Origin of the sequence: Pseudomonas sp. TKO26, assembly GCF_003225665.1 — a bacterium.
GTDB classification, from domain to species: Bacteria; Pseudomonadota; Gammaproteobacteria; order Pseudomonadales; family Pseudomonadaceae; genus Aquipseudomonas; species Aquipseudomonas saponiphila.
In genome coordinates, this window is record NZ_QKLN01000018.1 from 33,876 (window position 1) to 59,708 (window position 25,833).

Annotated in this window: 32 protein-coding genes and 2 pseudogenes; 17 read left to right on the forward strand and 17 right to left on the reverse strand. The window is 65.0% G+C overall.

Annotation, left to right across the window (positions count from 1 at the left end; all coding sequences use genetic code 11):
• Nucleotides 1–18: 18 nt before the first annotated feature.
• Nucleotides 19–585, reverse strand: a complete 567-nt coding sequence (locus DNK59_RS22065) for a GNAT family N-acetyltransferase (protein WP_092315261.1) — start codon at nt 583–585, stop codon at nt 19–21.
• 223 nt (nt 586–808) lie between these two features.
• On the opposite strand from DNK59_RS22065, the gene DNK59_RS22070 reads away from it, so the two are divergent.
• On the forward strand, nt 809–1,240 hold the full coding sequence (locus DNK59_RS22070; RefSeq protein WP_110724598.1) for an HD domain-containing protein: 432 nt from the start codon (nt 809–811) through the stop codon (nt 1,238–1,240).
• Between the two features lie 37 nt (nt 1,241–1,277).
• Here the strand turns inward: DNK59_RS22070 and DNK59_RS22075 are convergent, their stop codons facing one another.
• The 5 genes from DNK59_RS22075 to DNK59_RS22095 form a co-directional block, all read right to left on the reverse strand.
• Nucleotides 1,278–1,607 (reverse strand): hypothetical protein, encoded by a 330-nt coding sequence (locus DNK59_RS22075; RefSeq protein ID WP_110724599.1) that lies wholly within the window; start codon nt 1,605–1,607, stop codon nt 1,278–1,280.
• A 53-nt stretch (nt 1,608–1,660) separates the two neighbouring features.
• Nucleotides 1,661–3,118 (reverse strand): amidase, encoded by a 1,458-nt coding sequence (locus tag DNK59_RS22080; RefSeq protein ID WP_110724600.1) that lies wholly within the window; start codon nt 3,116–3,118, stop codon nt 1,661–1,663.
• Nucleotides 3,119–3,211: 93 nt separating this feature from the next.
• Nucleotides 3,212–4,333 (reverse strand): polyamine ABC transporter substrate-binding protein, encoded by a 1,122-nt coding sequence (locus DNK59_RS22085; protein WP_110724601.1) that lies wholly within the window; start codon nt 4,331–4,333, stop codon nt 3,212–3,214.
• A gap of 106 nt (nt 4,334–4,439) precedes the next feature.
• Complete coding sequence (locus tag DNK59_RS22090; RefSeq protein ID WP_177431286.1) at nt 4,440–5,471, reverse strand: AraC family transcriptional regulator; 1,032 nt, start codon at nt 5,469–5,471, stop codon at nt 4,440–4,442.
• 94 nt (nt 5,472–5,565) lie between these two features.
• Nucleotides 5,566–6,177, reverse strand: coding sequence for a DNA-3-methyladenine glycosylase (locus tag DNK59_RS22095; protein ID WP_110724603.1), 612 nt, complete (start codon nt 6,175–6,177; stop codon nt 5,566–5,568).
• A gap of 246 nt (nt 6,178–6,423) precedes the next feature.
• Between DNK59_RS22095 and DNK59_RS22100 the strand changes: the two genes are divergently transcribed.
• The 8 genes from DNK59_RS22100 to DNK59_RS22135 all read left to right on the forward strand — a co-directional run bounded on the left by DNK59_RS22100 (nt 6,424) and on the right by DNK59_RS22135 (nt 11,491).
• On the forward strand, nt 6,424–7,119 hold the full coding sequence (locus DNK59_RS22100) for a transcriptional regulator (protein ID WP_110724604.1): 696 nt from the start codon (nt 6,424–6,426) through the stop codon (nt 7,117–7,119).
• Between the two features lie 5 nt (nt 7,120–7,124).
• Nucleotides 7,125–7,910, forward strand: coding sequence for a PhzF family phenazine biosynthesis protein (locus DNK59_RS22105; RefSeq protein WP_110724663.1), 786 nt, complete (start codon nt 7,125–7,127; stop codon nt 7,908–7,910).
• A 109-nt stretch (nt 7,911–8,019) separates the two neighbouring features.
• Nucleotides 8,020–8,667 carry a hypothetical protein gene (locus tag DNK59_RS22110; protein ID WP_110724605.1) on the forward strand — a complete coding sequence of 216 codons (648 nt, stop codon included), beginning with the start codon at nt 8,020–8,022 and terminating at the stop codon, nt 8,665–8,667.
• Nucleotides 8,664–9,140 carry a surface-adhesin E family protein gene (locus DNK59_RS22115; protein ID WP_110724606.1) on the forward strand — a complete coding sequence of 159 codons (477 nt, stop codon included), beginning with the start codon at nt 8,664–8,666 and terminating at the stop codon, nt 9,138–9,140. The genes DNK59_RS22110 and DNK59_RS22115 overlap by 4 nt, the downstream gene beginning before the upstream one ends.
• Before the next feature lie 49 nt (nt 9,141–9,189).
• On the forward strand, nt 9,190–9,483 hold the full coding sequence (locus tag DNK59_RS22120) for a hypothetical protein (protein ID WP_110724607.1): 294 nt from the start codon (nt 9,190–9,192) through the stop codon (nt 9,481–9,483).
• 39 nt (nt 9,484–9,522) lie between these two features.
• Nucleotides 9,523–9,894: a hypothetical protein gene (locus DNK59_RS22125; RefSeq protein ID WP_110724608.1), complete on the forward strand. Its 372-nt coding sequence runs from the start codon at nt 9,523–9,525 to the stop codon at nt 9,892–9,894.
• 381 nt (nt 9,895–10,275) lie between these two features.
• The gene (locus DNK59_RS22130) at nt 10,276–10,887 is read left to right on the forward strand and encodes a hypothetical protein (protein WP_092315237.1); all 612 of its coding nucleotides are present in this window, start codon (nt 10,276–10,278) and stop codon (nt 10,885–10,887) included.
• 16 nt (nt 10,888–10,903) lie between these two features.
• Nucleotides 10,904–11,491, forward strand: a complete 588-nt coding sequence (locus tag DNK59_RS22135) for a hypothetical protein (protein ID WP_110724609.1) — start codon at nt 10,904–10,906, stop codon at nt 11,489–11,491.
• A gap of 86 nt (nt 11,492–11,577) precedes the next feature.
• Here DNK59_RS22135 and DNK59_RS22140 read toward each other — a convergent pair whose 3' ends face one another.
• Both DNK59_RS22140 and DNK59_RS22145 read right to left on the reverse strand, forming a co-directional pair.
• Entirely contained in the window at nt 11,578–12,132 is a 555-nt protein-coding gene (locus DNK59_RS22140; protein WP_110724610.1) for a UPF0149 family protein, read from the reverse strand.
• Between the two features lie 85 nt (nt 12,133–12,217).
• Entirely contained in the window at nt 12,218–12,619 is a 402-nt protein-coding gene (locus DNK59_RS22145) for a hypothetical protein (protein WP_110724611.1), read from the reverse strand.
• 116 nt (nt 12,620–12,735) lie between these two features.
• On the opposite strand from DNK59_RS22145, the gene DNK59_RS22150 reads away from it, so the two are divergent.
• Entirely contained in the window at nt 12,736–13,452 is a 717-nt protein-coding gene (locus DNK59_RS22150) for an RNA polymerase sigma factor (RefSeq protein ID WP_371920314.1), read from the forward strand.
• 81 nt (nt 13,453–13,533) lie between these two features.
• Here DNK59_RS22150 and DNK59_RS22155 read toward each other — a convergent pair whose 3' ends face one another.
• The 5 genes from DNK59_RS22155 to DNK59_RS22175 form a co-directional block, all read right to left on the reverse strand.
• Complete coding sequence (locus DNK59_RS22155) at nt 13,534–13,848, reverse strand: type II toxin-antitoxin system RelE/ParE family toxin (RefSeq protein WP_110724612.1); 315 nt, start codon at nt 13,846–13,848, stop codon at nt 13,534–13,536.
• Nucleotides 13,848–14,126, reverse strand: coding sequence for a type II toxin-antitoxin system ParD family antitoxin (locus DNK59_RS22160; RefSeq protein ID WP_047304071.1), 279 nt, complete (start codon nt 14,124–14,126; stop codon nt 13,848–13,850). Before DNK59_RS22160 ends, DNK59_RS22155 begins: the two co-directional genes overlap by 1 nt.
• 108 nt (nt 14,127–14,234) lie before the next feature.
• Nucleotides 14,235–14,855, reverse strand: coding sequence for a LysE family translocator (locus tag DNK59_RS22165; RefSeq protein ID WP_110724613.1), 621 nt, complete (start codon nt 14,853–14,855; stop codon nt 14,235–14,237).
• A gap of 170 nt (nt 14,856–15,025) precedes the next feature.
• Nucleotides 15,026–15,598 carry an AidA/PixA family protein gene (locus tag DNK59_RS22170; RefSeq protein ID WP_092315221.1) on the reverse strand — a complete coding sequence of 191 codons (573 nt, stop codon included), beginning with the start codon at nt 15,596–15,598 and terminating at the stop codon, nt 15,026–15,028.
• A 225-nt stretch (nt 15,599–15,823) separates the two neighbouring features.
• Nucleotides 15,824–16,453: an alpha/beta fold hydrolase gene (locus DNK59_RS22175; RefSeq protein ID WP_110724614.1), complete on the reverse strand. Its 630-nt coding sequence runs from the start codon at nt 16,451–16,453 to the stop codon at nt 15,824–15,826.
• 230 nt (nt 16,454–16,683) lie between these two features.
• Here DNK59_RS22175 and DNK59_RS22180 point away from each other — a divergent pair, with 230 nt between their 5' ends.
• Nucleotides 16,684–17,871 carry a PrpF domain-containing protein gene (locus DNK59_RS22180; RefSeq protein WP_110724615.1) on the forward strand — a complete coding sequence of 396 codons (1,188 nt, stop codon included), beginning with the start codon at nt 16,684–16,686 and terminating at the stop codon, nt 17,869–17,871.
• A gap of 4 nt (nt 17,872–17,875) precedes the next feature.
• Here DNK59_RS22180 and DNK59_RS22185 read toward each other — a convergent pair whose 3' ends face one another.
• Nucleotides 17,876–18,217 (reverse strand): low molecular weight protein tyrosine phosphatase family protein, encoded by a 342-nt coding sequence (locus DNK59_RS22185; protein WP_110724616.1) that lies wholly within the window; start codon nt 18,215–18,217, stop codon nt 17,876–17,878.
• 189 nt (nt 18,218–18,406) lie between these two features.
• Here DNK59_RS22185 and DNK59_RS22190 point away from each other — a divergent pair, with 189 nt between their 5' ends.
• The 4 genes and pseudogenes from DNK59_RS22190 (at nt 18,407) to katG (ending at nt 22,613) form a co-directional block, all read left to right on the forward strand.
• Nucleotides 18,407–18,964 (forward strand): helix-turn-helix transcriptional regulator, encoded by a 558-nt coding sequence (locus DNK59_RS22190; protein ID WP_177431287.1) that lies wholly within the window; start codon nt 18,407–18,409, stop codon nt 18,962–18,964.
• A gap of 126 nt (nt 18,965–19,090) precedes the next feature.
• A pseudogene (locus DNK59_RS32150) lies at nt 19,091–19,660 on the forward strand (HD domain-containing protein); the annotation flags it as partial.
• Between the two features lie 33 nt (nt 19,661–19,693).
• The gene (locus tag DNK59_RS32155; RefSeq protein ID WP_256596565.1) at nt 19,694–20,200 is read left to right on the forward strand and encodes a GNAT family N-acetyltransferase; all 507 of its coding nucleotides are present in this window, start codon (nt 19,694–19,696) and stop codon (nt 20,198–20,200) included.
• A 232-nt stretch (nt 20,201–20,432) separates the two neighbouring features.
• Complete coding sequence (katG, locus tag DNK59_RS22200; protein ID WP_110724618.1) at nt 20,433–22,613, forward strand: catalase/peroxidase HPI; 2,181 nt, start codon at nt 20,433–20,435, stop codon at nt 22,611–22,613.
• A 214-nt stretch (nt 22,614–22,827) separates the two neighbouring features.
• Here katG and DNK59_RS22205 read toward each other — a convergent pair whose 3' ends face one another.
• Nucleotides 22,828–23,256, reverse strand: a complete 429-nt coding sequence (locus DNK59_RS22205) for a hypothetical protein (RefSeq protein WP_110724619.1) — start codon at nt 23,254–23,256, stop codon at nt 22,828–22,830.
• Nucleotides 23,257–23,641: 385 nt separating this feature from the next.
• Between DNK59_RS22205 and DNK59_RS22210 the strand changes: the two genes are divergently transcribed.
• Both DNK59_RS22210 and DNK59_RS31705 read left to right on the forward strand, forming a co-directional pair.
• Entirely contained in the window at nt 23,642–24,556 is a 915-nt protein-coding gene (locus DNK59_RS22210; protein WP_110724620.1) for an SGNH/GDSL hydrolase family protein, read from the forward strand.
• 17 nt (nt 24,557–24,573) lie between these two features.
• Nucleotides 24,574–24,699, forward strand: a pseudogene (locus DNK59_RS31705) (transposase); the annotation flags it as partial.
• Nucleotides 24,700–24,794: 95 nt separating this feature from the next.
• On the opposite strand, the gene DNK59_RS22215 reads toward DNK59_RS31705, so the two are convergent.
• Nucleotides 24,795–25,460 carry a hypothetical protein gene (locus DNK59_RS22215; protein WP_110724621.1) on the reverse strand — a complete coding sequence of 222 codons (666 nt, stop codon included), beginning with the start codon at nt 25,458–25,460 and terminating at the stop codon, nt 24,795–24,797.
• Nucleotides 25,461–25,555: 95 nt separating this feature from the next.
• Nucleotides 25,556–25,684: a transposase gene (locus DNK59_RS32555; RefSeq protein WP_110724622.1), complete on the reverse strand. Its 129-nt coding sequence runs from the start codon at nt 25,682–25,684 to the stop codon at nt 25,556–25,558.
• Nucleotides 25,685–25,833: the final 149 nt, after the last annotated feature.

Consider the following 25,833-nt stretch of genomic DNA (forward strand, 5'->3'; position numbering starts at 1 on the left):
GGCGCGGCGCGCGGGCGGTTACAGGGCCAGGCTGTGGATCACCTGGGTCGCGTCGTCGGGGTCGATGCTGCTGCGCATGCCCAGCTGTTTGGCCAGGCGGCGCATGCTGTAGTTGGTGGCCGAGTCCACCGAATACAGTTGCTGGAAACCGTTGGCGCGGGCTTCATCGATCAGGTGCTGCATCAGCAGCGCGCCGAGGCCCTTGCCCTGCCATTGATCGGCGATGGTCACGGCAAATTCGCAGCGCCAGGGCTGGTCGTCGACCTGGGCGTAGCGGCTGATGCCGACTTCCCGCAGTTCGCCGTTGTCGTGGACCAGGGCCACGTAGGCCACCCGTTGCGGGGTGCCGACGTCCATCAGCTGATCCAGCAACTGATCGCCGACTTCCTTGACCTCGCCGAGAAAGCGCTGGTGGCGGGTGACGGGGGAGAGGTTTTCGATAAAGGCCTTTTCCCGATCCCGGTCCTGGGGGCGCAGCGGGCGGATCAGCACGTGGCTGCCGTCGCTCAGGGCGTCGATCCAGTATTGGCCTTGCTGGGCCGGGAAGGGTGGTTGGGCGAGGATATCGAGAGCAGTGCTGGACATGGTCAAGTCTCCGGAAAGGCAAAGGGCAAGCAATTGCCCCAAGCTTTATCCCGGCGGCGATCCGGGCGCTTGATCGATATCAATGTCTGCTGCAGTCGCGCGCTGGCCGGCGATCATCGGTCATGGCCCGGTATGAGGAGTATCCTGTCGCAGCCCATTTTTTTCGTTCGAGGTCCGCCATGCCCCAGTTCTTTGTCAATGCTCCCTGCCACAGGGCCGGCTCATGAGCAGCCTGGAACGGGCGATCACCATCGCCGCCCAGGCCCACGCCGGGCAGGTCGACAAGGGCGGTGCGCCCTACATCCTGCACCCGCTGCGGGTGATGCTGGGCGTGGAGCAGCCCGAGGAGCGGATTGTCGCGGTGCTGCACGATGTGCTGGAAGACAGCGCGGTGACCCTGGAGCAACTGCGCGCCGAAGGTTTTTCCGCGCCTGTGCTGGCGGCGCTGTCGGCCTTGACCAAGGTCGAGGGCGAGGATTACCCGGCCTTCATCCGGCGCGCGGCGGCCAATCCCCTGGCGCGTCGGGTCAAGCGTGCGGACCTGGCGGATAACAGCGACCTGTCGCGGATTCCCGAGCCGGGCGCCGAAGACCTGCGGCGCCTGGAAAAGTACCGCCAGGCCTTGCTCTACCTGAGCTCACTGGCGGCGGACTGACAGGCCGGCGTTGCTCGGCCAGCCCTTTTGAAGGCGCTCAGTTGTTGTAGCTGGAAAGGGCCACTTCGGCGCTGCGCGCCGGCGGCTTGCTGCCCCGGGTGCGCCAATGCTCGATCAGCGCGCGGCCATGGGCCAGGCCGGCCTGCAGCGCGGCTTCGGTGCTGGTGTAGTCGTTGCCGTAGGGCGGGCAGGCAAAGTGCACGGAAAAGCACGGGTGCTGGCCATGGCCGGTGAGGCGTCCCACGTAGCTGAAGCTGGGGCCGGACTGGTGGGCGTACAGGCTCGGCGAGCTGGGCTCGCGGATGATCATCACGTAGATGTCATGTTCGTATTGGGTGTCTTGATACCAACTGCTAGAAGAATCCATGGTCCACCTCCTTGTCCGTAAAGCGACGCGCTGTTGCTGCGTCAGCGGGTTGTTCAGTGCAATGCGTGCCCGGGGGCGTCGAGCAGGCCGGCGGGCTGGCTGAACAGCCCCGCAGGCAGCAGTTTTTCCAGGGTTCGGGCGGCCCGCAGGACCAGAGCGTCACTGCCGAAGCGGGCGACGATCTGCAGGCCTATGGGCAGGCCGGCGGCGCTCAGGCCGCAAGGCATGCTCAGTGCCGGCTGGCGGCTGAAATTGAAGGGAAAGGTGGTCGGCTGCCACATCGCGCTGATCTGCTCCGGCCAGTCCGGCGGCATCTGCCGGTCCACGGCGAACGGTTCGACCACCGCGGTGGGGGTCAGCAGCAGGTCATATTCACCAAGAAACCCATGCAGCTGCTGAGCCACCTGGTGCCGTTCCTGCACCGCGCAGGCGTAATCCAGGGCGTTGAGCTGGCGTGCCCGGACCTGTGACTGCTGCAGGAAGTCGCCGATCCGATGGCGATGTTCAACGGGTATTTCCTGGGTCACGGCGCACGCCACTTCCACCGGCCAGGCCCGCAGGTAGTTCGGCGCCGGGTTGCCGATGTCCGGCGAGGCCAGGGTCAGGCTGGCGCCGGCTGCCTGCAGCAGTTGGGCGGCGTTCAGGCAGGCCGCGGCGATCTGCGGGTCGACATGGGCGGCGTAGCCCAGGTCGGCGCTGAAGGCGATACGCAGGCCGTTGACGCCGTCCTCTATGTGTTCGAGAAAATCCTGCGGTCCATGGGGCCAGGCAAAGGGTTCGCCGGGCTCAGGCTGGCTCATGAGTTCCATCAGCAAGGCAATGTCGCGCACATGGCGGGCAATCGGTCCTTCGGCCACCATGCCGCCGGGGTCGATGCTCGGGCAGGCGGACACCAGCCCGTGGCTGGGCTTGAAGCCGATGACCCCGCAGAAGCTCGACGGGGTACGGATCGATCCGGCGGCATCGTTGCCGGTGGCCGCCGGGGCATAACCGGCGGCGACCCCCGCGGTGCTGCCGCCACTGCTGCCACCGGCATGCAGGGCCAGGTTCCACGGATTGCGGGTGACCCCGGTCAGCGGGCTGTCGGTCAGCGGCGTGCTGCCCAGCTCGGGCAGGGTGGTCTTGGCGATGAAGATCGCCCCGGCCTGGCGCAGGCGCGCCACCAGGGCGGAATCGTGGGACAGCGCCGGACGCTCGGCCAGGGCCCTGGAGCCGTTGCGGGTGCGCCAGCCGCGAATGTCGTGGTTGTCCTTGACCAGCAGCGCAATGCCGTCGAGCCGGCCCAACGGCTGCCCGGCGGCCCAGCGCGCGGTGGAGGCCTGGGCCGCCAGCAGCGCGGCCTGATCCTGGCGTTCACACAGGGCGTTGAGCTGCGGCTCGTGGCGCTCGATCTGTGCCAGGACGGCCTGCAGCAGGTCCACCGGGGTGAACTGCAAACGGGCAAAGCCTTGCAGCAGCGCCTCGATCGACAGCTGATGCAGGGGGGCTTGGCGGCAAGTGGGCAACGGCATATTCAACTCTTGTTTCAGGCATGCCGGGCGCATGTCGCGCCACGGCACGGGAAGGCCGCGCGGGGTTTCTGGCGGGCCTTCGCGGTGGATGGTTCAGCGGCCACTGGTGACCTTGACCCAGGTCCGGGTGCGGGTGCGTTCGGCCTTGGCCGGCAACGGCGCCAGGGGGAACAGGCGGGTCATGGTTTCGGCGCTGGGGAACAGGTCCGGGTTGTCCAGCAGCGTCTGCTGGATGAACGGCTTGGAATCGCTCACGCCATTGGGGTAGCCGACATAGTTGCTGATGGAGGCGATGACTTTCGGTTCCATCAGGTAATTGAGGAAGGCGTGGGCGGTGTCCACGTGCTTGGCGCCGGCGGGAACGGCCACGGTGTCGATCCACACCAGGGTGCCTTCCTTGGGAATGCGCATTTCGATGTGCACGCCGTTCTTGGCTTCGTTGGCGCGGTTGGCCGCCTGCAGGAAGCCGCCGGAGTAGCCCACGGCCACGCAGATGTTGCCGTTGGCGATATCGCCCATCCACTTGGCGCTGTGGAAGTAGCGCACGTAAGGCCGCAGCTTGAGCAGCAGGGCCTCGGCCTTACGGTAGTCCTCGGGGTTCTGGCTGTTGGGGTCCAGGCCCAGGTAGTGCAGGGCCAGGGGCAGCATTTCTGCAGGGGAATCGAGGAAGGTCACGCCGCACTGGCTGAGCTTCTTCAGGTTCTCTTCCTTGAATACCAGGTCCCAGCTATTGACCGGCGCGTCGCTGCCCAGCAGTTCCCGGACCTTGTCGCGGTTGTAGCCGATCAGGTTGGTGCCCCACATGTAGGGGATCACATAGCGGTTGCCCGGATCGCTCTGCTCCAGCAGTTTCATCACCGCCGGGTCGAGGTTCTTCCAGTTCGGCAGTTGCCCGCGGTCCAGGGGCTGGAACGCCCCGGCGCTGATCTGCTTGCTGACGAAACCGCTGGAAGGCACCACCACGTCATAGCCGCTGTTGCCGGTCAGCAGCTTGGCTTCCAGCACTTCGTTGCTTTCGAAGATGTCGTACTTGACCTTGATCCCGCTCTGGTCCTGGAAATCCTTGATGGTGTTGGGAGCGATGTATTCCGACCAGTTGAAGATGTTCACCGTGCGCTCGGGGGCGGCTTGGGCGGTGACGGCGGCGCTCAGGGCCAGGACGCTCAGGGAGCAGCTCAGGGCCAGGCGGGTGAGGGCGGTGTGCAGCGATTTCATGTGACAACTCCTTGTCTGAAATGAGCGGGACCTTCCGGGGGAGTCATTCTTGGCCGGATAGGCCCCTGAGAGAATGTTGGCAACGGTCAATAGGGGATATTTAGCGTCAATCTTGCGCCTGCTCCGAGAGCGGGCCGAGCTGGCCGGCCAGTTGCCGGAAGCGTCCGGGGGCGACGCCGCTCCAGCGCTGGAAGGCGTGGCGGAAACTGGCTGTCTCCTTGAAGCCCAGGGCTTCGGCGATACGGTAGATGGGCAGGCTGTGCTGACCCAGCAGTTGCTGCGCCCGGGCATAGCGCAGCTCGTCCAGCAGTTGCTGGTAGCTGGTGTCCTGGGCCCGCAGGCGCCGGCGCAGGGTGCTTGGCGAGCAATGCACCTGGCGTGCCAGGCTGTCGAAGTCGGGCACCGCGTGCAGCTGTTCATTGAGCAGGCGCCGCACCTGATCGATCCAGGTCGGCCGCGCGCTGAGTTCCTCGTTAAGGCGGATGCAGCGCTGCAGCATGTCGTTCTGGGTCACCAGGTCGGCCAGGGGCAGGCGCCGGTCCAGCCATTCCAGATCGAACCCTATGGCGTTGCGCCCGGCATTGAACTGCACCGGGCAGTTGAAGGCCTGCTCGTAGCTGTCCAGATAGGGCTGCGGCGGGTGCTTGAGGTGCACCGCGCGCAGCGGCAGCGTGCAGCCCAGCAGGTCCTGGCAGGTGACCCGGTAGGACGACATGCAGAAATCGGTGTTGAACACCTCAAGCTCGGTCTCGCTGTACTGGTCGGCGATCAGCCAGGCCAGGCCGTCGCGGACTTCCAGATCAAGGTGGAAGAAAGTGCCCAGCAGCAGGGGATAACGCAGCGCCAGGGACCAGGCTTCGCGCAGGGTGGCGCTGGTCAGCAGGGTCAGGCCGAACATGCCGTAGGCACTGATATGCAGATTGCGCCCCAGCACCAGCCCCAGGTCCTGGCGAAAGGCCACGGCATTGCTGAACACGCGCATTTCCTGGCCGATGTTGATCAGGCTGTTGGGCAGCTCCAGGTCCGCCAGCTGGATGCCGCTGCCTTCGAGCAGCACCTCGGCGGGAACCTTGCTGTCGCGGAAGGCGTCCAGCACCGCTTGGGTGGTGTGCAGGGTAGTCAGGCGAAGAGCAGCCATCGTTGACCTCGGATTGATATCAAGGGGCGTGACTGTAGGGGTTCCGCGCCTGCGGTTCAATTGTCCCCCTTGTAGCGGGCTGCTGGCGCGGGGTTCAGGTCGGCGGCACGCGCCACAGGTACCAGGCCGCCGTGGTGCGCCAGGGGCTCCAGGCCTGGCCGAGCTGGCTTATCTGGCGCGGCGCCGGCATGTGTTCCAGGCCCTTCAAGCGTTGATAGCCCTGGCGAATGCCAAAGTCGTTCGCCGGCAGGATGTCTGCCCGTTCCAGGCTGTAGATCAGCAACATTTCCACGGTCCAGCGACCAATGCCCGGCAATCGGGTCAGGCGCTCGATGAGGACTTCGTCGTCCATGGCGCGGGCCCGCTCGCCGTCCGGCACCCAGCCACTGAGGGTCGCCTCGGCAATGGCCTGCAAGGTGGTGATCTTGCGTGCGGAGAAGCCGCAGCCACGCAGGGCCTCCACGCTCAGCGCGCAGAGTTGCTGCGGGTCAGGAAAGCCCAGCCCGGGAAACAGCGCCAGCAGCCGGCCAAGAATCGCGTCGCCGGCGCGGGCGTGCAGTTGCTGGTAGGCCACCGCGCGGACCAGCGCCTGATAAGGCTCGCGCTCCGGGCGGGGCTGGTGCAGGCAAGGGCCGACAGCGGCGATCAGCGCCGCCCAGTCGGCATCCAGTGCGGCAAGAAACTCAGTGGCGGGGCAGTGGGGCATTGGCGATCCGGGGCAGGGGGGGGCAAGCGGCAGGTTAGCCCGCTGTCCGGTTGTTCGCACTCCGCTCCTTGCGCTGGAACTCGGGGCCCAGGCCCAGGGCTGCAACGTCTTCAGGAGGTTGGCCGGGGTTGAGGCGCCGGATACTGGGGCAGTGCAAGGCGTGTCGTGCTCGTTGAATTAACGAAAAGTTGAATATTCAACAATGTGTTGATATTTTTTCGACCCCTTTGCCCTGGTCGCTGCCCCATGAATCAACCTTGCCCATCCCTGCTTGCCGAGCGTCAGCTGGTCCTGCAGGTGCTGCGCAGCACCTTGCAGATGCTCGCCAGCGTGGTCGGTCAGCATGTGGAAATCGTCCTGCATGACCTGGACCGCCCGGAGTCGTCGATCGTCGCCATCGCCAACGGCCATGTCACCGGGCGCCGGGTGGGCGATCCGGTGCTGGGCGGGCCGCGCCAGGACCTGGGGTTTGCCGCCGTGCTGCGCGCCCTGCAGGACCGCTCCGCCAGCACCCCGCTGGTGCTGGAGAACTACCCGACCCTGGCTCCCGACGGCCGCGAGCTGCGCAGTTCCACGGTGGTCTTTCGCGACAGCAGCGGGCAGCCCTTCGCCAGCCTGTGCAGCAACAGCGACCTGAGCGGCATCGCCGCCGCCCATGCCTGCCTGGGGCAGATGCTGGGTCTGGGCAGCGCGCCCGCACCGCGCCGCGAGGAGGCCCCCGACATGGAACAGTTGCTGGCCCAGATCATCCAGGGCGCCTGCCCGGGAACCTCGACGCGCATGGGCAAGCGGCACAAGCTCGACGCCGTGCGCCAGATGCAGGAGCGCGGAGTGTTCATCGTCAAGGGCGGGATCGAGAAGGCCGCGGCGGCCCTCGGGGTGACCCGCTACACCATCTACAACTACCTGGAACAGATCCGCGCCGAAGGCGCCGAGGAATGACCGCGATGCAGCTCGATATCTATCAAGTGGATGCCTTTACCTCCCACGTCTTCGGTGGCAACCCGGCGGCGGTGTGCCCGCTGGAGGCCTGGTTGCCCGATGAGCTCCTGCAACGCATCGCCCTGGAGAACAACCTCTCGGAAACCGCCTTTTTCGTGCCCCGGGGCGAGGTCTTCGAACTGCGCTGGTTTACCCCCACAGTGGAAGTCGACCTGTGCGGGCACGCCACCCTGGCGGCGGCCTGGGTGTTGTTCGAGCAACTGGGCGAGCGCCGCGACGTGCTGCGCTTTGCCACCCGCAGTGGCGAGTTGCGGGTGAGCCGCGAGGGCGGCCTGCTGTCCATGGACTTTCCCGCCAAGCAGCCCGAGGCCGTGGCGATTGCTCCGGCCCTGCTGCAAGCCCTGGGCTTGCCGGCGGCCGAGGCCCTGTACCGCACCGACGATTACCTGCTGGTGGTGGACGACGAACGCCTGGTGGAGTCGCTCAAGCCGGATTTCGCCGCATTGGCGGCTTTCGATGTGCGCGGCATCGCCGTCACGGCGCCGTCCCGGGCCTTCGACTTCGTCTCGCGCTGGTTCGGCCCACGGGTCGGGGTCAATGAAGACCCGGTCACCGGCTCGGCCCATACCTCCCTGGCGCCTTACTGGGCCGCGCGCCTGGGCAAGCGCCAGTTGCGGGCGCAGCAGGGCGGGGCGCGCAAGGGGCAGTTGGAGTGTCAGGTGCTGGACAACGGCCGGGTGATCATCAGCGGCCACGGCGCCCTGTATCTCAAGGGCAGCATTTTTCTCTGAAGCGGCGCCGCTCGGCCCCACAAGCCGGGCGCCTGCAAGCGGATTTGTCTCGACGCGGCCTGCGCAGGTAGAGTCGCGTTTTTTTTGCCTGCTCAGGATGTTCCAGACCATGCATCGGACGCGCACCTTGCCCCGCCTTTCCACTTCACCGCTGTTGGCCTTGCTCCTGGGACTGAGCGCCGCTACGGCTCAGGCCGCCAGCCTCAGCGAGAGCCTGCTGGACTGCCAGCCAGGGTTTTTCAAGGCCCTGTATCAGCAGCGCGCCGAACTCGGCAAGGTGGTCAAGCTGTCCGAGAATCAGCGCCAGGGCATCGCCTGGATACCGGTTGCCGACCGCCTCAACAACTACTCGGCAACGCAGGCGTTTTCCCGCCCGTTGACCGATGGCGGCCTGCGCCTGACCGGCTACTACGATCGCCAGTTCGACCTGGGCGAGCAGGGCAGCTTCCACTTCTGGGGCTTCGAGGTCGATGCCAGCCGCGCCGCGGTGATGGCCGCGCTGCCCCAGGCCGGCTGGCAGGAGGCTGGTGAGTACTTCATCTCCCGGCCGCAGATCAAACTCAACGCCACGGCGCCCTGGCAGGACAATCCGGCCGCCGCGTCGGGCATCGCCCCGGCCCCGGGCTCCGCGGAAAAAATCCTCATGCTCAGCGAAGAAGACGGCAAGACCCGCTTGCTCTGCTCGCTGCAGGGCACTGTCGATCAGGCCTTGTTCGACCAGGAACGGCCGGACCTGGCCCAGGGAGCGGGCCGATGAACAAGCTGCTGAGCTTGAGCGCGGTGGTCGTGCTCGCCGGTTGCGCGCATTCGGGCAGCCAGAACGAGGCCCCGGCGCCGCAGCGTCCGGAGGGCATGTTCAAGGTGCTGGAAAGCCCGGAACTGGCCACCTACTTTGCCGCCAACTCGCTGGCCCTCTACCAGAACAACCCGCACTTGCGGCAGTTCTACCTGGTCAACAACTACGCCAAGCCCACCGAGCTGGGCGGTGGCAAGCCGCCGATCCACAGCTCGCGGGCGACCCGGGTGATCAACTGCGAGAAGGATGAGTCGGCGCAGTTCGGCCGGGTGTACTTCTCCGAGCCGTTCGCCCAGGGCGTGGAGGTCACGCGCAAGGAAGACACGGCGCAATGGGCCGCGTTTCCCCGCCAGTCGTTGCTGGGCGAGCTGCGCAACATGGTCTGCGCCATCGACCCGACGCGGCTCAAGCTGGCTCCGGCGCCGAGTCGGTGACGGTGCTTGCCCACGACCTGTCCAACGGTTCAAAGCCAAGGAGCACTGGATGCTGGAAAGCAATCGTACCATCACGCTGTCGGGCGAGCAGGCGCTGCAAGCCCTGGCGGAACTGGAGTTCGTCCTGATCTCGCTGCACAGGATGGGCGCCCATTACCGGGACAAACCCGTGGCCGACTACCAGCGCGCCACCAGCGATTTCATCGATGAGCAGCAGGTCACCCAGCGCCTGGCCCTGGTGCGCAGGATTCTCAGTGAACCCTTCGACTGCACGCTGGGGGAGGACGACATGGACGACATCGAGCGTCATGTGCAAGGGCTCGACCTGTGGCGCCCCGAGTAACCGCGCTGTCATTGCCCACGGTTTTTCAAGGAACCCGCCATGTCCCGGATCAGCATCGCTGCGGCGACCCCCACCACCAGCCTGGCGCTGGTCAAGTTTCTCCATCAGCGCCTGGGCCTGTCCCTGAGCGTTGCCCAGGGTTATCTGCGCCGTGGCGCCGAGGGCTTCTTCTACAGCGCCAGGCTGTTTCACAACGACCATGTAGAACGTGAACAGGAGCTGCGGGACATCCTCGCCTTCTGCAACGACGCCCAGGTGCCGCTGCTGATTATCGAAAGCGACCCCGATGAGCAATGGAACGGGGTAGCGCCCGAACCGTTGCAGGACTGCGCGATGCCTCAGGAACACCTGTTCAATATGCTCCAGGCCCATGCAGAGGATTATCAATGCGGCCAGGGAGCGGATCTCTAGCGCCCGGCTGGATGCGTAATGCTGTTCACTTAAGTGGCCGAACGAAGAATGTTGCAGGTCGAAGGCTTGTTTTAGTGACAAGTCCTGTAGTGGCGAGGGAGCTTGCTCCCGCTCGACCGCGTAGCGGTCGTAAAAGCTCGCAGTGCGGTTTGTCAGGCTCACTGCGTAAGCACTAGCGGGGGCGCTGCGCACCCCAGCGGGAGCAAGCTCCCTCGCCACAGGGCAATGCTGTGCGTTTGAGCGCTCGAAAGAAGATTGTTTGCTGTGGGGCGCCGTTTTGGCTTAAGCGAACAGCATTACGGCTGGATGCGAGGTTTTCCTAAAGTTCTGGGCGCTGGGGTCGAGACGTTGGTGCTGTTCGTCTTTCAATAAGGATATTTCGTGTTCAGAACCCTGCTCGGGGCCGCCGCCCTCATCGCCACCCTGGCGCTGACCGGCTGTGTCTCCTACAACGTCACCGGCCCGCTGGGCGCGCCGTTGCATCCCGCGCCCATCAGCAGCCCGCGCACCGCGCAAATCGCCGATGTCCAGGTCACCGCCCCCGGTATCGACGAAGCCACGCGCACGGCCATCAGCCGTTCGCTCACCGCCCAGTTGACCCCCTACGTCAAGAGCGCCGGCTACTTCCAGCAGCTCAGCGAGTTCCCCACCCGCCTGGGTGAGGACGACGTGGTGCTGAAATTCAACATGACCTCCCTCAAGGGCCACCGCGCGCCCCATCCGGGCTACCTGCCCGGGGCCTTGCTGACCCTGACCGTGTGGATCTGGGTCAACGGTCCGATCTACGTCGATAGCTTCGACCTGGCCGGTGACCTGTCGATCGTCGACCGCAACGGCAAGGAACTGGCCAGCGCCAGGGAGCAGCTCAAGTTCGAGCGCAACGTCGGCCTGTATGGCCGCGAGTACTGGGCCCCGACCCAGGGCGCCAAACAGCTGAACGAACTGGTTGCCAAGTTGCTGGACAACGCCAGCGCCCGGTTGGCGCAACGCTAGGATCAAGGAGAGATACATGTCGGGTTTCATCAAGCACGTCCTGGTGCTCGGCGCAGTGCTGCTGAGCGGCTGCGTGTCGTACTCGCAACACGAACTGGCCCCGGTCAAGACCTGGCCGCCGGTGGCCCAGGTGGCCGAGCACAAGCCGACGGTCTTTGTGCGCACCACGGCGCTGAACCAGGTCAATGGCGGGCCGGCCAATACCGCCGCCGGCGCCCCGGCAGCCGCCTGGGAAGCGGCGGTGGCCGACACCTACCGCCAGTCCGCACGCTTTGCCCGGGTCAGCACCGACAAGGTCGAATCGGACCTGTATGCCGAAGCCACCCTGTACAACAACGAACAGTTCAGCATGGCCTCGGCCATCATCACCGGCGCCACCTTCTTCGTGATTCCGTCCACCGCCAAGAACACCTTCACCCTGGAGACGGTGTTCAAGGACAAGGACGGCAAGGAGCTGGGGCGGATTCGCAAGAGCGAGTCGGTGCGCACCTGGATGCACTTGCTGCTGATCGTCACCATTCCCTTCCAGGCGGACACCCGCGACCTGGTCGGGGAGTTGACTCGTAGTACGCTGGATGAGGCAGTGCAGCGCAACTTGCTGTAAGCCGGGCGCTGCTTGCCGGGCGCCATGAAAAACGCCGCTTGCTCTGTTCAGGGCCAGCGGCGTTTTTTATTGGGGTGCGGTCTATTTCAGCGCTGCGCCGCCCAGTAGGCATGCAGCGCGCGGGCGGCCGGTTCGATGGCCGCCACTTGCTGGCGATGCTGGTCCAGGTTCAGGTCGGCCGGCAGTTCGAAGTTGTCCTGTTCGGCGCAGTCGATGATCAACTGCAGCGTCCGCACCTGCGGCGCCGGCATCTCTGGCCAGTTGCCCACGGCCACCCCGCGCAGGTAGCCAAAACACCATTCTTCGGCCAGCAGCAGGTCCTGGCCCTGGTGCTCGGTCTGTTCGAAGCGCGCCTTGAACGCCTCAGGAGCCTGGGTTAATTGCTCGGCCAGGGTGTTGATGTGGCGCACGCACAGGTCGATGAACCGGCGGCATTGCTCCGGGGTTTCCCAGGCCGGGTTTTCGCCGCCCCAGATACCCGGGAACCATTCGGCGATATCGACTTGAGCCGGGCCCGACACCAGTGCGGTGAAGTAGCCGTCCAGCTCGCAGGGATTGAGCACCGAGTGGTCGTCGCCGTACTGGAGCAGGGTGTCTTCGATCGCCTCGAAGTCGGCGGCGTTCAGTGGGGTGTTTTGCATGAGGGGAGTCCTGGAAAAAGCAGCGGCAAGTTTCCAGCTTTGAGCCACAAGCCGCAAGCCTGCTGCTGGTAGCTGAAACTTGCCGTCAGGTATCGCGCAGCAAGTCCTGGGCATCGAGCAGGCGGTAGGCGATTTCCGGGCGGTTCTCCATGGCCCGGCGAATGGCGGCCGGAATCGATTGCCGGGTCTTGCGGCACAGGCCGGGCAACTCGCCCAGGGTGATGGCGATCCCGCGCATGCTGCGCACTTCATTGTCGCTGGGAGTGATCTGCACCCGGATGCCGAGTTTTTCCAGCATCTGGCGCTGCATGTGTTCCAGGTCGGCCAGGTCCTTGAGCTTCTCCAGGCGTTCGAGCAGACGTTTTTCCTCCAGGCGCGTGAGCAGGAGGATGCGCAGGTCGGCTCCGGGGGTGTCCAGCAACTGCTCACGCTCGCAGATGCAGGCGCCGGGCGGACAGGGTTGGCGGATGGGCGTGCTGGGTGTCATGGGCAACCATCATAGCGAGCCGAACGCGGCGGGCAGAGAAAAATGTGCACGAGTGCGCATCCATTTCCTAGGCTCATTCGTAGGATTGTTGCCTCGGCGGTAAAAGGGGCGAGCTGATGAGCATGGAGATCCTCGACATGGAATCTTTGCAGCACCTGCCGCTGACCGCCGTCAGCGACGACTTGCACTTATTGCCGCGCCTGTTGGCGGGCGAGCAGCGGGCCTTTTGCGAGCTGGTCAGGCAGCATCAGGGCGCCATGCGCTCGGTGGCCCAGGCGATTGTCGGGCAGCGCCACGTCGATGACGTGGTGCAGGACGCCTGGCTGGCGATTGTGCGCAACCTTGGCGGCTTCCAGTGCCGCTCCAGCCTCAAGACCTGGATGCTGACCATCACCGCCAACGCGGCCAAATGCCACTACGTACAGAACCGTCGCGAGGCGAGTCGCTTCGTGCGGCCGGCCCAGGCGGGCGACCAGCGCTGCGCTGAAGAGGGTGACTGGGCGCCGCCGCCACTGGAGTGGCACGAAGACAGCCCGGAAGCCTTGCTGTGCGCCGAGCAACTGCGTGGCTGCCTGGAGCAGACGCTGAGCAGCCTGCCGCTGTTGCAACGCCGGGTCTTGTTGTCGCGTGAGCGCCAGGGCCAGGCGCTTGAGGCCATCGGCGGGCAGTTGGGGATTTCCCACAGTCATGTTCGCGTGCTCTTGCATCGCGCTCGCTTGCAGGTATTTGCCGCCCTGGAGCGCCATCAGGCGGGCGCCTTCGATCCTGTCGCGGGGGCGCATCGGCGGCGGGGCTCGACCGCCATCAAGGCGCCGACGTCCCGGCTGTTTTGAGGGGATGGCGCGCTCATCCGTCTGCGGGAGCCGCCTTGGTTGGCCGCCCCCCGCAGAGCCTTTGCGCTTGGCGCTATCTCTTTAGTCGTCCCAATCAGCCAGAAGAGTGGTCTCGAAATCCTGGCCAGCGTAAAAAATGCCCAGGATGACAACCTTCCGGGTATCGACGGCAAAGGCGATCACAACCCGCTTGCGATAGTGGGTGGTGCGCAGGCCAGGGCGTATATCTTCCCGCTGGTTTCCCCGTTGAGGAAAGGTCTGTAACGCTTGGCAATGGCTCACGATGGCGTCGGTATAGCGCTGGGCAATGCCTGGCGAGGCTGCCGTGGCTATGTAGCGATAGAGCGTGGTCAGCTGCTCCAAAGCTTCTGGTGCAAATTCGACGGTGTGCGTCATTACGGTTTATTGCAGGCGTTCTGATGCTCTGCTGAGAGCCGAGCACGGACCTGATCGGCACTGAGTGTGCGTGAAGCGTCCGCTTTCAAGGCGTCGTAGGCTGTTGCCACCTGGCCGGAGAGCCAACTTTCCAAGGCTCGATCACGGGCCATCAGCGCCCGCAGGCCATCGCGTATGACTTCACTTTCGCTGGCATATTCACCGCTAGCGACTTTGGCCTTTACCGCGTCGGCCATCAGGTTTGGCAGCGTGATGCTCAATTGTTGGGTACTTCGCATGAGGAGCTTCTCCAGCTGAATAGGATTTAATCCTACCCTCGCGCCGAGCAAAATGCCTAGAACCCCTCATGCATGGGCTGTACCTGTCCGACTGAAGGTTGTACGCCTCTAGCCGCGACGCGCCATCAGCAGCACCGACGCCGCTCCCGACAACAGCAGTGCGCAGCCGCGATTGAACAGGCGCTTGCCACGCGGTTCGGCGAGCCAGCGGCGCATGTGCAGGCCCATGTAGGCGTAGGCGCAGATGGCGATCCACTCCAGCCCCAGGAACAGCGCGCCCAGCATCAGGAACTGCGGGCCCATGGGCTGCGCCGGATCGACGAACTGCGGCAGGAAGGCGGTGAAGATCAGGATCGCCTTGGGGTTGCCCGCCGCCACCAGGAACTCCTGGCGGGCCAGGGCCCACAGGCCGACCCGGGCCCTGTCCTCGCTCGCTTCAGTGCCAGGGGCGGCCCGCCACAGTTGCCAGGCCAGGTACAGCAGATAGCCCGCGCCGAGGATCTTGATGGCATGGAACAACAGTTCCGAAGTCTGCAGCACCACCGCCAAACCGGCGGCGGCCAGGGCGATCATGGCGGCGAACGCCAGCAGCCGGCCGGCCCCCGCCAGGCAGGAGTGGCGATAGCCGTAGCGGGTGGCATTGCTCACCGACAGCAGGTTGTTCGGGCCAGGGGCCATGTTCAGGGCAAAGCAGGCGGGGATGAACAGGCTCAGGGTGGCGAGGTCCATAAACTCTCCGACAGGGCATGGGGTGGGGCCCACTGCATCGGCTGTCGCGGGATCGACCGGAGCGCTGCTGGGGCGGGATCGACAAAAATAGTGGCAGCGCCGGGGGCAAGGCAAGAGGGCGCGCGCATCCTCTCCCTGGCCGGGCAGGGAGAGGGCGCCTCGCAGCGGATTTAGCGGATCGAGAAGTACGGGTCCCAGGAGCAGTAGCCCAGCACCTTGTTGTCACGGTCGACAATCATGAAGGACCAGGTGTAGGTGACCCGGGTGCAGACGCGGGTGGCGTCGGCCTGCCAGTAGAAGGTCCTGACGCTCTGCGCGGTCGGCTGACCGGCGGGGTTGTCCGGGTTGATGATCGGCAGCGGCGTGCTCGGCAGCACTGTCGGCACCACGTTGGTCAGGTAGGGGTTGGGGTCCTCGCTCAGCGGCGGGTGGGTCTGGGTGTACTGGTACAGGATCACCGAGTAGTACAGGCCCTTGGACAGGCTGGTGGCGCGCCAGCGCAACTGATCGCCCTGGCGCAGGTTGACCGCCAGCTCGGATCCGCCATCGGCACCGTCGGCGTTGCTGCGCCGCACCACCATGTAGATCACCTGGTCCGAGAGTCGGTCGTCGCCGTCATAGATGTTGTAAAGCTGGGAAGGGGTGGAAGCGTTCTGGCTGAGCCTGAAGAGTCCCTTTTCGGCACTTTCGAGGATGGTGTCCACATCGATGGTGATGAGGATGTCCACTATGTTGTCGTTCATGTCCAGCTCCCTGCTGTCGCGTTAGACGCCTGGAATGCCCAGGCAGGCCTGCATCGGTTTTCCATGGCGCGGCTGCCGGGCAGCGACGCCCGGGGCCTGGACCAACGGGCATCGGGCGCGGTGCATTGGCATGCAGTCGCGAGTGGAATCTAGATCCTCGATACCGTTAGTCAAATGGCCCCTGGCAAAAAAACAGCGGCGCAAGACGAGTGGTGCCGGCTGTGGCTAGGCGTCGCCGATCGACTCGCCGTTCAGGTGCCGATCGAGCCACGGCGCGACCTCGGCCGCGTGGCTCAGGCCCAGGTCATGTTCGGCCCCGGGCACGATGCGCAGGCAGGCGTTGGGCAGCAGGCTGGCCAGACGCTGGCCCACCGCCACCGGGCTGATGGGGTCGCAATCGCCCCACAGGAGCAAGACCGGCATGCGCAGTTCCCCCAGGCGCGGGCCGAGGTCGCTGTGGTCATCGACGAACCAGCGGGGCAGTTGCGGGTAGGCGGCGGTGTAGTCGTTGCGCCAGTCGCTGGCGCCCAACTCGCCCATGTCGACGCCACCGGAGGTGACGCTCAACACCAGATGGGTGATCAGATCCGGCCGCGCCAGGGCAGCCTGCACCGCGATGATGCCGCCCATGGACTGGGCCACCAGCGCCGAGGGCTGGTCGATGCGCTGCAGCACCAGGTCCAGCAGATCGTCCATGCCCCGCACATCGTCCCGGGCCGGGGTGTCGCCGAAGCCCGGCCAGCCCAGGTGTACCTGGCGCGCCGGATGGCGCAGCTGCGCGGCCAGGGGCTGCCAGAATTGACGATTGCCCGAGGCGCCGGGCAGGAATAGCAGTTGGTGGGGGGCTTGGGGCATGGCGACGCTCCGGGTCCATGGGCGGTGGATTGCACCACCTGCGGGCAGGGGCCACGCGGCGGTGCTAGAAAGAACGGTGCCGGGCTCTTGCAAACAAGGGGGCGGCAGGCGACAGCGGGGCAGTCGGCCACTGCCCCGGGACCCGTCGCCAGGGTTTATCATGCTGCGCTGCTGCCCGTTGCCCGGCCGACAAGGGGCGGCTCCTTTCGCCCACCGTGGAGGCGCCCGCCATGCCCGATCTGCAAAAGCCTGCTGCCATCCCTGAATTTCCCGTGTGTCACGTCCGTGGTGGCACCTCCACCGGGCTGATCTTGGCTCGCGAAGCACTGCCCGCGGATGAAGCCCTGGTGGAAGAACTGCTGCGCCACCTGATGGGCGTGCCGTTGCGGGGCGAGTGGCCGGGCAACACCCAAATCACCGGCCTGGGGCGCGGCGGGCCCACCAGCAACAAGGGGTTCATCGTCGAGCGCCGCCCCGGCGAGACGCGGATGATCAGCACCCTGGCGCAACTGGCGGCGGGCAAGAGTGCCATCGACTGGAGCGTCAACTGCGGCAACCTGTCCGCGGCGTTGCCGTTGTACGCCCTGCAACGCGGCTGGCTGCGGCCCGAGGACGGCGGGCAGATCGAGATCTTCAACAGCAACACCCAGACCACGATGTACGCGCGCCTGGGCTTCGGCGATGGTCGCTTGCTGAGCGACACGCGGATTCCCGGGGTCAATGGCCTGTATCCCGGGGTCGACCTGTTTCTTGACAAGCCGGTGGGGGCCAAGACCGGCGCGCTGTTTCCCACCTGGCAACGGGTCGACCTGCTGGATGGCGTAGCCGCCACTTGCATCGACGTGGCGGTGCCGATGATCATTCTGCGCGCGGCGGACCTGGGCAAGACCGGCGAGGAAACCCCCGCCGAGCTGGACGCCGACCGGCCTTTCAAGAGCCGCTTGCTGGAGCTGATGGTGCAAGGCGGCCTGCTCATGGGCCTGCGTGATCGCGAAGGCCGCTTGCTGAGCGCTGATGAGCTGCGGCGCAGCGAAACCATCCCGAAGGTCTGCATCGTCAGCCCGGCGCGCCACGGCGGAGATATTGCCACCCGCTACTTCACCCCGCAGAACGCCCACCCGTCCCTGGCGGTATCCGGTGGTTGCTGCCTGGCGGCGGCCTGCCTGGCCGAAGGCACCGTGGCCCATGCCATGCTGGCGCGGGCGCCGCTGATAGGTGAAGCGAAGGGTGAATACCCGCTGGCGATTGAAAACCCCGCCGGGGTGCTGGACACCCTGATCAATGCCCGGCAAGTGGCCGGGGAGCTGCTGATCGACGGCGCCGCCTACCGGCGCAGCGCGCAGATCCTGTTGCAGGGGCATACGCCGTTGTACAACGCCTCGGCGGCCTTGATCGCCGCCTTGCCCCAGGGGCAATGACGCCTCAGCGACTCTCGCCGCCATCGGGAAGAAACGGCGGCACCTTCTGGCGCAGCAACCGGATCAGCTCCGGGTCCATGAAGTCGTAATCATCGGGGATGTTCAGGCAGACGATCTGCTGGTTGTTCAACTGCGCCTTGAAGCGCTTGCGCAGTTTTTCCCGGTGCCGGGCTTCCATCACCACAATCAGCCCGGCCCACTGCACCAGCTCCGGACCCAGGGGCACCTCGGCGTCGTGGTTGAGCCCGGCGGAGGCGGTCTGGATTCCCGGCCAGTCGGCAAACACCTGCTCGGCGGTGGGGCTGCGCAGCTTGTTCTGGCTGCAGACAAACAAGACATTGAGCATGGCGCCGAACTCCTTGGCACTGACACCCGGCTCGTAAAGGGCAGGGCAAAGGCGCTGATTTTTAGGGGCTTTTACTGCGCTGTCCAGCCACTTGTAACGGGTCGGGCGAATGGCGTTGGTCAGCGCAGGTTGCCCGGCAAAGGCCGAGACTGCGAAACTGCTGGCCCCTTTACTCGCATCGCCTATGCCATGTCCGCAGCCCCCTTCACTTCACCCCATCTGGGCCTGGCCCTCAGGCGCTGGCGCCTGTTGCACCGGGTCAAGCAGCAGCACGCCGCCGAACTGTTCGGCGTGGCGCAGTCGAGCATCTCCCGTTGGGAGAACGGCCGGCAAACCATGGAGCCGGCGGAGCGGGCGCGTCTGGAGCAATTGCTGGCGGCCAACCTCAGCGCTGCCGCCGACCAGGCCCTGGCGCGGCTGGTGAACGACAGCCCGCGCGCCGTGCACCTGGTGTGCGACCTGACCCACCGCCTGCTGGCCTGTTCGCCAACCCGCGCCGGGCAGTTCGGCGTGCCCTTGAGCGCGCTGCTGGGCCAATCCCTGTGGGGCTTTTGCACCGAGGAAATCCTGCGCAAGGAAGCCGCCCTGGATGACCTCGGCTGGCGCGAAGTGCTGGCGCCGCCTTCCCTGGAGTTCTTCAGCGGCCACAATGATTCGGCCATCGTGCCCATCGCCTCCAGCCAATGCCGCTGGACTCGCCTCAACCTCTCCGACGGCAATGCCGTGAGGCTGGTGGAAACCCTCTGAAACGGTGGCAAGGCCCGGTCCACGGATATTTTATCCGTGGACCGGGCGCCGGCCGCCGACTAGCCTTGCAAGCCCTTGTTCGCTCGCCGCCGAGGCGGGCTTGCGCCATTTTCAGCAGGCAGACCCATGACCCCCGAACTCCTCAGCGGCCGTCTCGACTTTCTCCGTGAAGCGGAAAAACTCAAGGACGTGCTGCGCAGCGCCCACACCTCCAGCGGCCGCCAGGAAAGCACCGCCGAACACAGCTGGCGCCTGTGCCTGATGGCGCTGCTGTTCGAGGACCAACTGGGCGAGCTGGACTTGCTGCGGGTGCTCAAGCTGTGCATCGTCCACGATCTGGGCGAAGCCATTCATGGCGACATCCCGGCGGTGGCCCAGGCCGCCCACCCGGACAAGAGCCAGCAGGAACGCGACGACCTGCAACACCTCGCCCGAGCCCTGGACGCCCCGGCCCGCCAGCGCCTGCTGGAGCTGTGGGACGAATACGAGGGTGCCGCCAGCGCCGAGGCGCAGACGGTCAAGGCTCTGGACAAGCTGGAAACCCTGCTGCAACACAACCAGGGCCAGAACCCGGCGGATTTCGACTACGGTTTCAACCTCGGCTACGGTCGTCGCTACACCGATGCCAGCCCTTTGTTCCAGGCCTTGCGTGCGCAGATCGATGCCGATACCCAGCGTCGCCTCGATGCCGCCAGGCGCCCCAGAACCTGCACCCATACCCGGAGCCCCATGAGCCTGATTCTCAGAAGTGAACGCCCCAGCGACATCCCGGCCATCGAGCAACTGACCCGCGAGGCCTTTCTCGACGCCGAGCACACCAGCCATACCGAGCAGTACATCGTTGCCGCCTTGCGCAAAGCCGGCGCCCTGACCCTGTCCCTGGTGGCCGAGGACGATGGGCTGCTGCTGGGCCATGCCTCGATCTCGCCGGTGACCCTGAGCAGCGGCGAGCCCGGCTGGTATGGGCTGGCGCCGGTGTCGGTGCTGCCAGCGCACCAGGGCCGGGGCATTGGCAGCCAGCTGATCCGCCAACTGCTCCAGCAACTGCGGGAGCAGGGCGCGGCCGGCTGCGTGGTGCTGGGCGACCCCGGCTACTACTCGCGCTTCGGCTTCAAGGCCGGGCAGGGGCCGCTGCTGGCAGGCGTGCCGCCCGAGTATTTCCAGGCCCAGGCATTCCAGGGCTCGTACCCCAGCGGCGAAGTCAGCTTTCACCCGGCCTTCGACGCCCAGGGCTGAGGAACAGGCCTGAGGAATAGGCTAGGGCTATGCCAAAGCAGCAGTGCCAATTGGCCGGGCGCGACACGGGCGCCCTGAGCCAGCGTCCGGCAACGGTCATGTATTTTTTATGGCGAGGTCATGCAGCGAAGCTATTTTTACCTTCGCTTGCCCTTCACTACGCTTTTCACACGCACGCCCAGCCTCGGGCCGCTATCGAGCGGTCGGGCGGGGGCGGCCGAAGGAGTGACCCATGTCCAATGAATCCAAGTGTCCGTTCAAGCACACCGCCGGCGAAGGCACCAGCAACCGTGACTGGTGGCCCGGCCAACTGAACCTGAAGATCCTCCATCAGCACTCGCAGCTGTCCGACCCGATGCCTCAGGACTTTGACTACGCCGCTGAATTCAACAGCCTCGATCTGGCCGCAGTGAAGCGCGACCTGCTGGCCTTGATGACCGATTCCCAACCCTGGTGGCCGGCGGATTTTGGCCACTACGGCCCGCTGTTCATCCGCATGGCCTGGCACAGCGCCGGCACCTACCGCATCGCCGACGGCCGCGGTGGCGCCGGGGGCGGGCAGCAGCGTTTCGCCCCGCTCAACAGCTGGCCGGACAACGTCAGCCTGGACAAGGCGCGCCGGCTGATCTGGCCGATCAAGCAGAAATACGGGCGCAAGATCTCCTGGGCCGACCTGATCATCCTCACCGGCAACGTCGCCCTGGAATCCATGGGCCTGAAGACCTTCGGCTTCGGCGGTGGCCGCCAGGACGTCTGGGAGCCGGAAGACAACGTCTACTGGGGCAGTGAAACCACCTGGCTCGGCGACAACCGATACAGCGGCGACCGCGAGCTGGAAAACCCCCTGGGCGCGGTGCAGATGGGCCTGATCTACGTCAACCCGGAAGGCCCCAACGGTAATCCCGACCCCCTGGCCGCGGCCCGCGACATCCGCGAAACCTTCGCCCGCATGGCCATGGACGATGAAGAAACCGTGGCCCTGATCGCCGGTGGCCACACCTTTGGCAAGACCCACGGCGCCGGCCCGGCCAGCCACGTCGGCCCCGAACCGGAAGCCGCCGGCCTGGAAGAGCAGGGCCTGGGCTGGAGAAGCAGCTTTGGCACGGGTGTCGGCGGCGACGCCATCACCAGCGGCCTGGAAGTGACCTGGACCACCACCCCGACCCGCTGGAGCAACGACTTCTTCGACCACCTGTTCGGTTATGAATGGGAACTGACCACCAGCCCCGCCGGTGCCCATCAATGGCGACCCAAGGGCGGCGCGGGGGCCGACAGTGTGCCGGACGCCCACGACCCGAATAAACGCCGCGCCCCGTCGATGCTTACCACCGACCTGTCGCTGCGCTTCGACCCGGCCTACGAGGCGATTTCCCGGCGCTTCCACCAGCACCCCGAGCAACTGGCCGAAGCTTTCTCCCGCGCCTGGTTCAAACTCACCCACCGTGACATGGGGCCACGCGCTCGTTACCTGGGCCCAGAAGTGCCGGCCGAGGAGCTGATCTGGCAAGACCCGATTCCCGCCGTGAACCACCCACTGATCGACGCCCAGGACATCCAGCAGCTCAAGGGCCAGATCCTCGACTCGGGCCTGTCCGTGGCGCAGTTGGTGTCCACCGCCTGGGCCTCGGCCTCGACCTTCCGTGGCTCGGACAAGCGCGGCGGCGCCAACGGCGCACGGATTCGCCTGGCCCCGCAAAAGGACTGGGAGGTCAACCAGCCGCAACAACTGGCCCAGGTGCTGCAAGGCCTTGAAGCCATCCAGAGCGCCTTCAACAGCGCGCAGACGGGTGGCAAACGCGTGTCCCTGGCCGACCTGATCGTCCTCGGCGGCTGCGCGGCGGTGGAACGGGCGGCAAAAAATGCCGGCTACAGCATCAGCGTGCCCTTCGCCCCGGGGCGCATGGATGCCAGCCAGGAACAGACCGACGTCGAATCCTTCGCCGTGCTTGAACCGGTGGCCGACGGCTTCCGTAACTACCTCAAACCGGTCAGCGGCGTGACTGCCGAAGCCCTGCTGATAGACAAGGCGCAACTGCTGACCCTGACCGCCCCGCAACTGACCGTGCTGCTGGGCGGCCTGCGGGTGCTGGGGGCCAACGTCGGGCAATCGCCCCACGGCGTATTCACCGCGCGCCCGGGCACCCTTAGCAACGACTTCTTCGTCAACCTGCTGGACATGGGCACCCAATGGAAACCCCAGTCCGAGGCCCGCGACCTGTACGAGGGCAGCGACCGCGCCACGGGGCAATACCAATGGAGCGGCACCCGGGTCGACCTGCTGCTGGGCTCCAACTCGCAACTGCGAGCCCTGGCCGAGGTGTATGCGGCGGCGGATGCGGGGGAGAAGTTCGTGAAGGACTTTGTCGCCGCCTGGGACAAAGTGATGAACCTGGACCGGTTCGATCTGCACTGAGAGGTGTGCACAGCGGATAAAACCGCAACGCCTCACAAAGGGCCTCAAGCGGATGTTGTGGCGAGGGAGCTTGCTCCCGCTGGGCTGCGAAGCAGCCCCAAAAACGCCACCGCCAGCTCCCAAGTGAAGCATCCCCAGCAACACGGTCGCCGCCATCAGGCGGCGACCGCCCTTGAATCAGCGGGCGCTGAAGCCACAGCGCCCGCCCAATTCCTTACTGCGCCTTGAGGTACTCGTTGAGAAACGCCTGGGCATCGCCATAGCTGGACAGGTTGCTGTCATAGCCCACCTTCAGCGGCTTGGCCTCACCCGGCAGATGCAGCTCGCCATAGCCTTCCTGAAGCAGCAGCGCCACGAACTTCTGCCCGTCCACCTGAGTGAAGTAACGGGTGTCGCGGTCGGTTTGCTCGACGTTCATTTTCTGAATGCGCATGTTCCAGTCGTGGTCGGCGTCTTCCACCTGCACCAGCGCCTGATTGGCGCTGCGCTCACCGATACGCAGGGTCCAGACCTTCACCCCGTGCGGCCCGGTGTAGGCCAGCACCTTGTCCGCCACCTGTGGCCGTTCCTCGGCCTGGGCCAGTCCGGTTCCCAGTACCCACGCCATGACCCATGCGGCCGCCCAGCGGTAATAAAGCTGCATCCTTCTAGCTCCTGAACATGAAAAAGGGCGGTCATTGAAACCGACCCGTGCGGCGCTGCCAAGCACCCAAAACAATACGCGGAGTAAAAATCCCCCGGCGCACACCCCACGCCGGGCAAAGTGCGAGAGGCTTACCGTCCGCCGTCTTGGCGCCGCGCACGGGCTTGGGCTATGCACTGGCCCGGCAAGGCTGCAGGTCAAGCTCCAGCCCTCCCAAGGCTGAAAAACCCCATGAGCGGAGGCTGGGCGCTTACGCTGGATCAACCCGCCAGCGACCTGTCGTGAACAGCACACTCTTTGCGCCCCCGGCTAAATGCAGGTCGCAAGCGTGGCAAGGCAAAACGTCGCCGCCGGTAGTCTAGGACCACCACCCGGGAGACTTGCAATGATTCGACGCGCTTGCTTGGCCGCTCTATTGACCATGACTGCCTCAACCGCCTTTGGCGGCCCGGGCTACGATCATCTCTATGCGTTCGGTGACAGCTACTCTGACAATGGCGCGGGTGAAACCTTCACCCGAACCATGGCCGCGCAGCAGGTCAAGGATGCACAGGAGCTACCCGGTTCGTTGTACTGGCAGGGCCGCTGGAGCAATGGCCCCACCGCCGTTGAGCACTTGGCGCAGGCCTTGAAAATCCCCTTGACCGACTACGCCATTGGCGGCGCCAAAAGCGGCAACGGCAACTACTACGCCTGGATGCAGCCCTCTCGCGACACCGGGGTTTTCGGCCAAATCGCCGATCACCTGAAAGCCGCTAAAACACACAAAGCGGATCCCAATGCGCTGTATTTCATTTTCATCTCAGCCAACGACTTTTTTGAATGGGCCGACTTCGCGCACCCGGAAACGATCGACGTGCTTGGCCAGAACAGCGTGGCGAACATACAGAAGAGCACCGAGGCGCTGATCGCCGCAGGCGCGAAACACCTGATGGTGGTGGGGACCACGGATTTGAGCCATGTGCCGGCTGTGGTGCAGGGCAATCAAGTCAAGAACGCAACGCACTACCAGCAGATTCTCGAACAAAAACTACCCGCCGTGCTGACAGCACTGGCTAACGCCCATCACGTGAGCATTGGCTACTTCGATCACCTGGCCTTCAGCAACAAACTTCGCGCGGCCCCCGAGGTGGCGGGCCTGAAGGACCTGGATACCCCATGCCAAGCCACCTACCCGGACGTCAAACCCGTGTGTGCGGATCCGGATACCCATTACTACTGGGATGAATGGCACCCGACCCGCAAAGTCCACAGCCTGGCGGCCGAGGCGATGCTTGAAACGCTGAAAGCGAGCCGTTGAGGTTCTCTATCCGCCCATATCTGGATGACGGCGCGGTGCCTATTGATAACAACCACATCCAGTAGCAGATCCGGCCATGGGCGCTTGAACGCAAGAATTGGCTCTTCGCAGGGTCGCTACGCAGCAGCAAGTGGGCGGCAGCTTAACCACACAAAGTGAGTTGGCCCGCAGAATCATGTCGCATAGCCATGGCTTCTGATGGGCCCATGTTCGGTTGCGGTGCGCGTTCATCGACTTCTTAGGGATCAACTCCGGGAAGCCAGGCGAGCGGCCAGTGTGTCGTTATTTGCAGCGGCAACGAAAGAGCGATGAATTGTGTCTCAATCCGCACGCGCCCCTGTGAGTCGGTGCGTTCCCCTAGAATCACCGGCAGCCTCCTGCAACGCGCGAGAGCATCCGCCACACTTATGTGCAGCAATTGAGCGATGACGCGCGCAGCATCTCGGATGCGATCAGCCGGACAGGTACCCAGCTGAAGATCGTATTCGGGAAAAAAGTCGCGTGAAATGCCTGGCAACGGCTGTTGATCCACGTACCGACCACTGTCGAACTCGCCCCGATCTAGAAAGGCGTCTCGCTCGACGTAGTGTTCAAGCGCAGCGGCATAGTCCTCAAGTTGTGAGAGCGGCTGCTGACGCTTCTGTACGCTCAGTACATCGACAAAGTCGGCAGCTTCAAGGCAATACGAAAGGCCGTGCTCTACGGCAAAGGCCGGCATTTGCTCACCGTTCTCGCCGGGTACGCTATTTGATTCTTCCTCGGGCGAAGAAAGGTAAAAGCGAGCTTCGATCAGCGGTGCTCCGTCCTTGACATAGACCCATGAATAGCGGCTCCAGACATCGTTATTGCTATCACATGTCGCAAGGGCTTCGATAACGTCACGAAGACTCAAAAGTAAAAGCATGTTAAAAATTCCCTCCACCCAATGCACCATATTCTACAGAGCCAATTGAGCTGTCCCACAGCTCGCTGAAGGTTGTTCATGCCTTGAAAATGCCATCAGGATGGGACGGCCAGACGCATACTTTGCTTCTGCGCGACGCTGGCAATCGAAGCGCCGGGCTGGGCGCATTCTTGGACAACCTGGGCCTTGAAGGATTTGGAATAGGAACGGCGTTCTGGCTGCATGGAAAGACCCGCTTAAAAGGCTAGAGAGGGTGTCCACTTAAATTGAGGTGTACACCATCGCCTTTGGCGTCGGGGTCAACCGATAAAGTGAACCGCCTCAAAGCGCCTGACGCACAAGCTGCGCCTCTGCACATTCCAGCCCGCGATCG

Coding starts and splice junctions, on each gene's coding strand:
- katG (WP_110724618.1), top strand. CDS start 20,433: ATGTCCAATGAATCCAAGTGTCCGTTCAAGCACACCGCCGGCGAAGGC.
- DNK59_RS22120 (WP_110724607.1), top strand. CDS start 9,190: ATGCTGGAAAGCAATCGTACCATCACGCTGTCGGGCGAGCAGGCGCTG.
- DNK59_RS22180 (WP_110724615.1), top strand. CDS start 16,684: ATGCCCGATCTGCAAAAGCCTGCTGCCATCCCTGAATTTCCCGTGTGT.
- DNK59_RS22145 (WP_110724611.1), bottom strand. CDS start 12,619: ATGACACCCAGCACGCCCATCCGCCAACCCTGTCCGCCCGGCGCCTGC.
- DNK59_RS22165 (WP_110724613.1), bottom strand. CDS start 14,855: ATGGACCTCGCCACCCTGAGCCTGTTCATCCCCGCCTGCTTTGCCCTG.
- DNK59_RS22090 (WP_177431286.1), bottom strand. CDS start 5,471: ATGGCTGCTCTTCGCCTGACTACCCTGCACACCACCCAAGCGGTGCTG.
- DNK59_RS22110 (WP_110724605.1), top strand. CDS start 8,020: ATGCATCGGACGCGCACCTTGCCCCGCCTTTCCACTTCACCGCTGTTG.
- DNK59_RS22210 (WP_110724620.1), top strand. CDS start 23,642: ATGATTCGACGCGCTTGCTTGGCCGCTCTATTGACCATGACTGCCTCA.
- DNK59_RS32155 (WP_256596565.1), top strand. CDS start 19,694: ATGAGCCTGATTCTCAGAAGTGAACGCCCCAGCGACATCCCGGCCATC.
- DNK59_RS22160 (WP_047304071.1), bottom strand. CDS start 14,126: ATGCGAAGTACCCAACAATTGAGCATCACGCTGCCAAACCTGATGGCC.
- DNK59_RS22080 (WP_110724600.1), bottom strand. CDS start 3,118: ATGCCGTTGCCCACTTGCCGCCAAGCCCCCCTGCATCAGCTGTCGATC.
- DNK59_RS22085 (WP_110724601.1), bottom strand. CDS start 4,333: ATGAAATCGCTGCACACCGCCCTCACCCGCCTGGCCCTGAGCTGCTCC.
- DNK59_RS22150 (WP_371920314.1), top strand. CDS start 12,736: ATGAGCATGGAGATCCTCGACATGGAATCTTTGCAGCACCTGCCGCTG.
- DNK59_RS22155 (WP_110724612.1), bottom strand. CDS start 13,848: ATGACGCACACCGTCGAATTTGCACCAGAAGCTTTGGAGCAGCTGACC.
- DNK59_RS32555 (WP_110724622.1), bottom strand. CDS start 25,684: ATGCAGCCAGAACGCCGTTCCTATTCCAAATCCTTCAAGGCCCAGGTT.
- DNK59_RS22215 (WP_110724621.1), bottom strand. CDS start 25,460: ATGCTTTTACTTTTGAGTCTTCGTGACGTTATCGAAGCCCTTGCGACA.
- DNK59_RS22175 (WP_110724614.1), bottom strand. CDS start 16,453: ATGCCCCAAGCCCCCCACCAACTGCTATTCCTGCCCGGCGCCTCGGGC.
- DNK59_RS22075 (WP_110724599.1), bottom strand. CDS start 1,607: ATGGATTCTTCTAGCAGTTGGTATCAAGACACCCAATACGAACATGAC.
- DNK59_RS22100 (WP_110724604.1), top strand. CDS start 6,424: ATGAATCAACCTTGCCCATCCCTGCTTGCCGAGCGTCAGCTGGTCCTG.
- DNK59_RS22115 (WP_110724606.1), top strand. CDS start 8,664: ATGAACAAGCTGCTGAGCTTGAGCGCGGTGGTCGTGCTCGCCGGTTGC.
- DNK59_RS22065 (WP_092315261.1), bottom strand. CDS start 585: ATGTCCAGCACTGCTCTCGATATCCTCGCCCAACCACCCTTCCCGGCC.
- DNK59_RS22095 (WP_110724603.1), bottom strand. CDS start 6,177: ATGCCCCACTGCCCCGCCACTGAGTTTCTTGCCGCACTGGATGCCGAC.
- DNK59_RS22205 (WP_110724619.1), bottom strand. CDS start 23,256: ATGCAGCTTTATTACCGCTGGGCGGCCGCATGGGTCATGGCGTGGGTA.
- DNK59_RS22105 (WP_110724663.1), top strand. CDS start 7,125: ATGCAGCTCGATATCTATCAAGTGGATGCCTTTACCTCCCACGTCTTC.
- DNK59_RS22070 (WP_110724598.1), top strand. CDS start 809: ATGAGCAGCCTGGAACGGGCGATCACCATCGCCGCCCAGGCCCACGCC.
- DNK59_RS22185 (WP_110724616.1), bottom strand. CDS start 18,217: ATGCTCAATGTCTTGTTTGTCTGCAGCCAGAACAAGCTGCGCAGCCCC.
- DNK59_RS22135 (WP_110724609.1), top strand. CDS start 10,904: ATGTCGGGTTTCATCAAGCACGTCCTGGTGCTCGGCGCAGTGCTGCTG.
- DNK59_RS22125 (WP_110724608.1), top strand. CDS start 9,523: ATGTCCCGGATCAGCATCGCTGCGGCGACCCCCACCACCAGCCTGGCG.
- DNK59_RS22170 (WP_092315221.1), bottom strand. CDS start 15,598: ATGAACGACAACATAGTGGACATCCTCATCACCATCGATGTGGACACC.
- DNK59_RS22190 (WP_177431287.1), top strand. CDS start 18,407: ATGTCCGCAGCCCCCTTCACTTCACCCCATCTGGGCCTGGCCCTCAGG.
- DNK59_RS22140 (WP_110724610.1), bottom strand. CDS start 12,132: ATGCAAAACACCCCACTGAACGCCGCCGACTTCGAGGCGATCGAAGAC.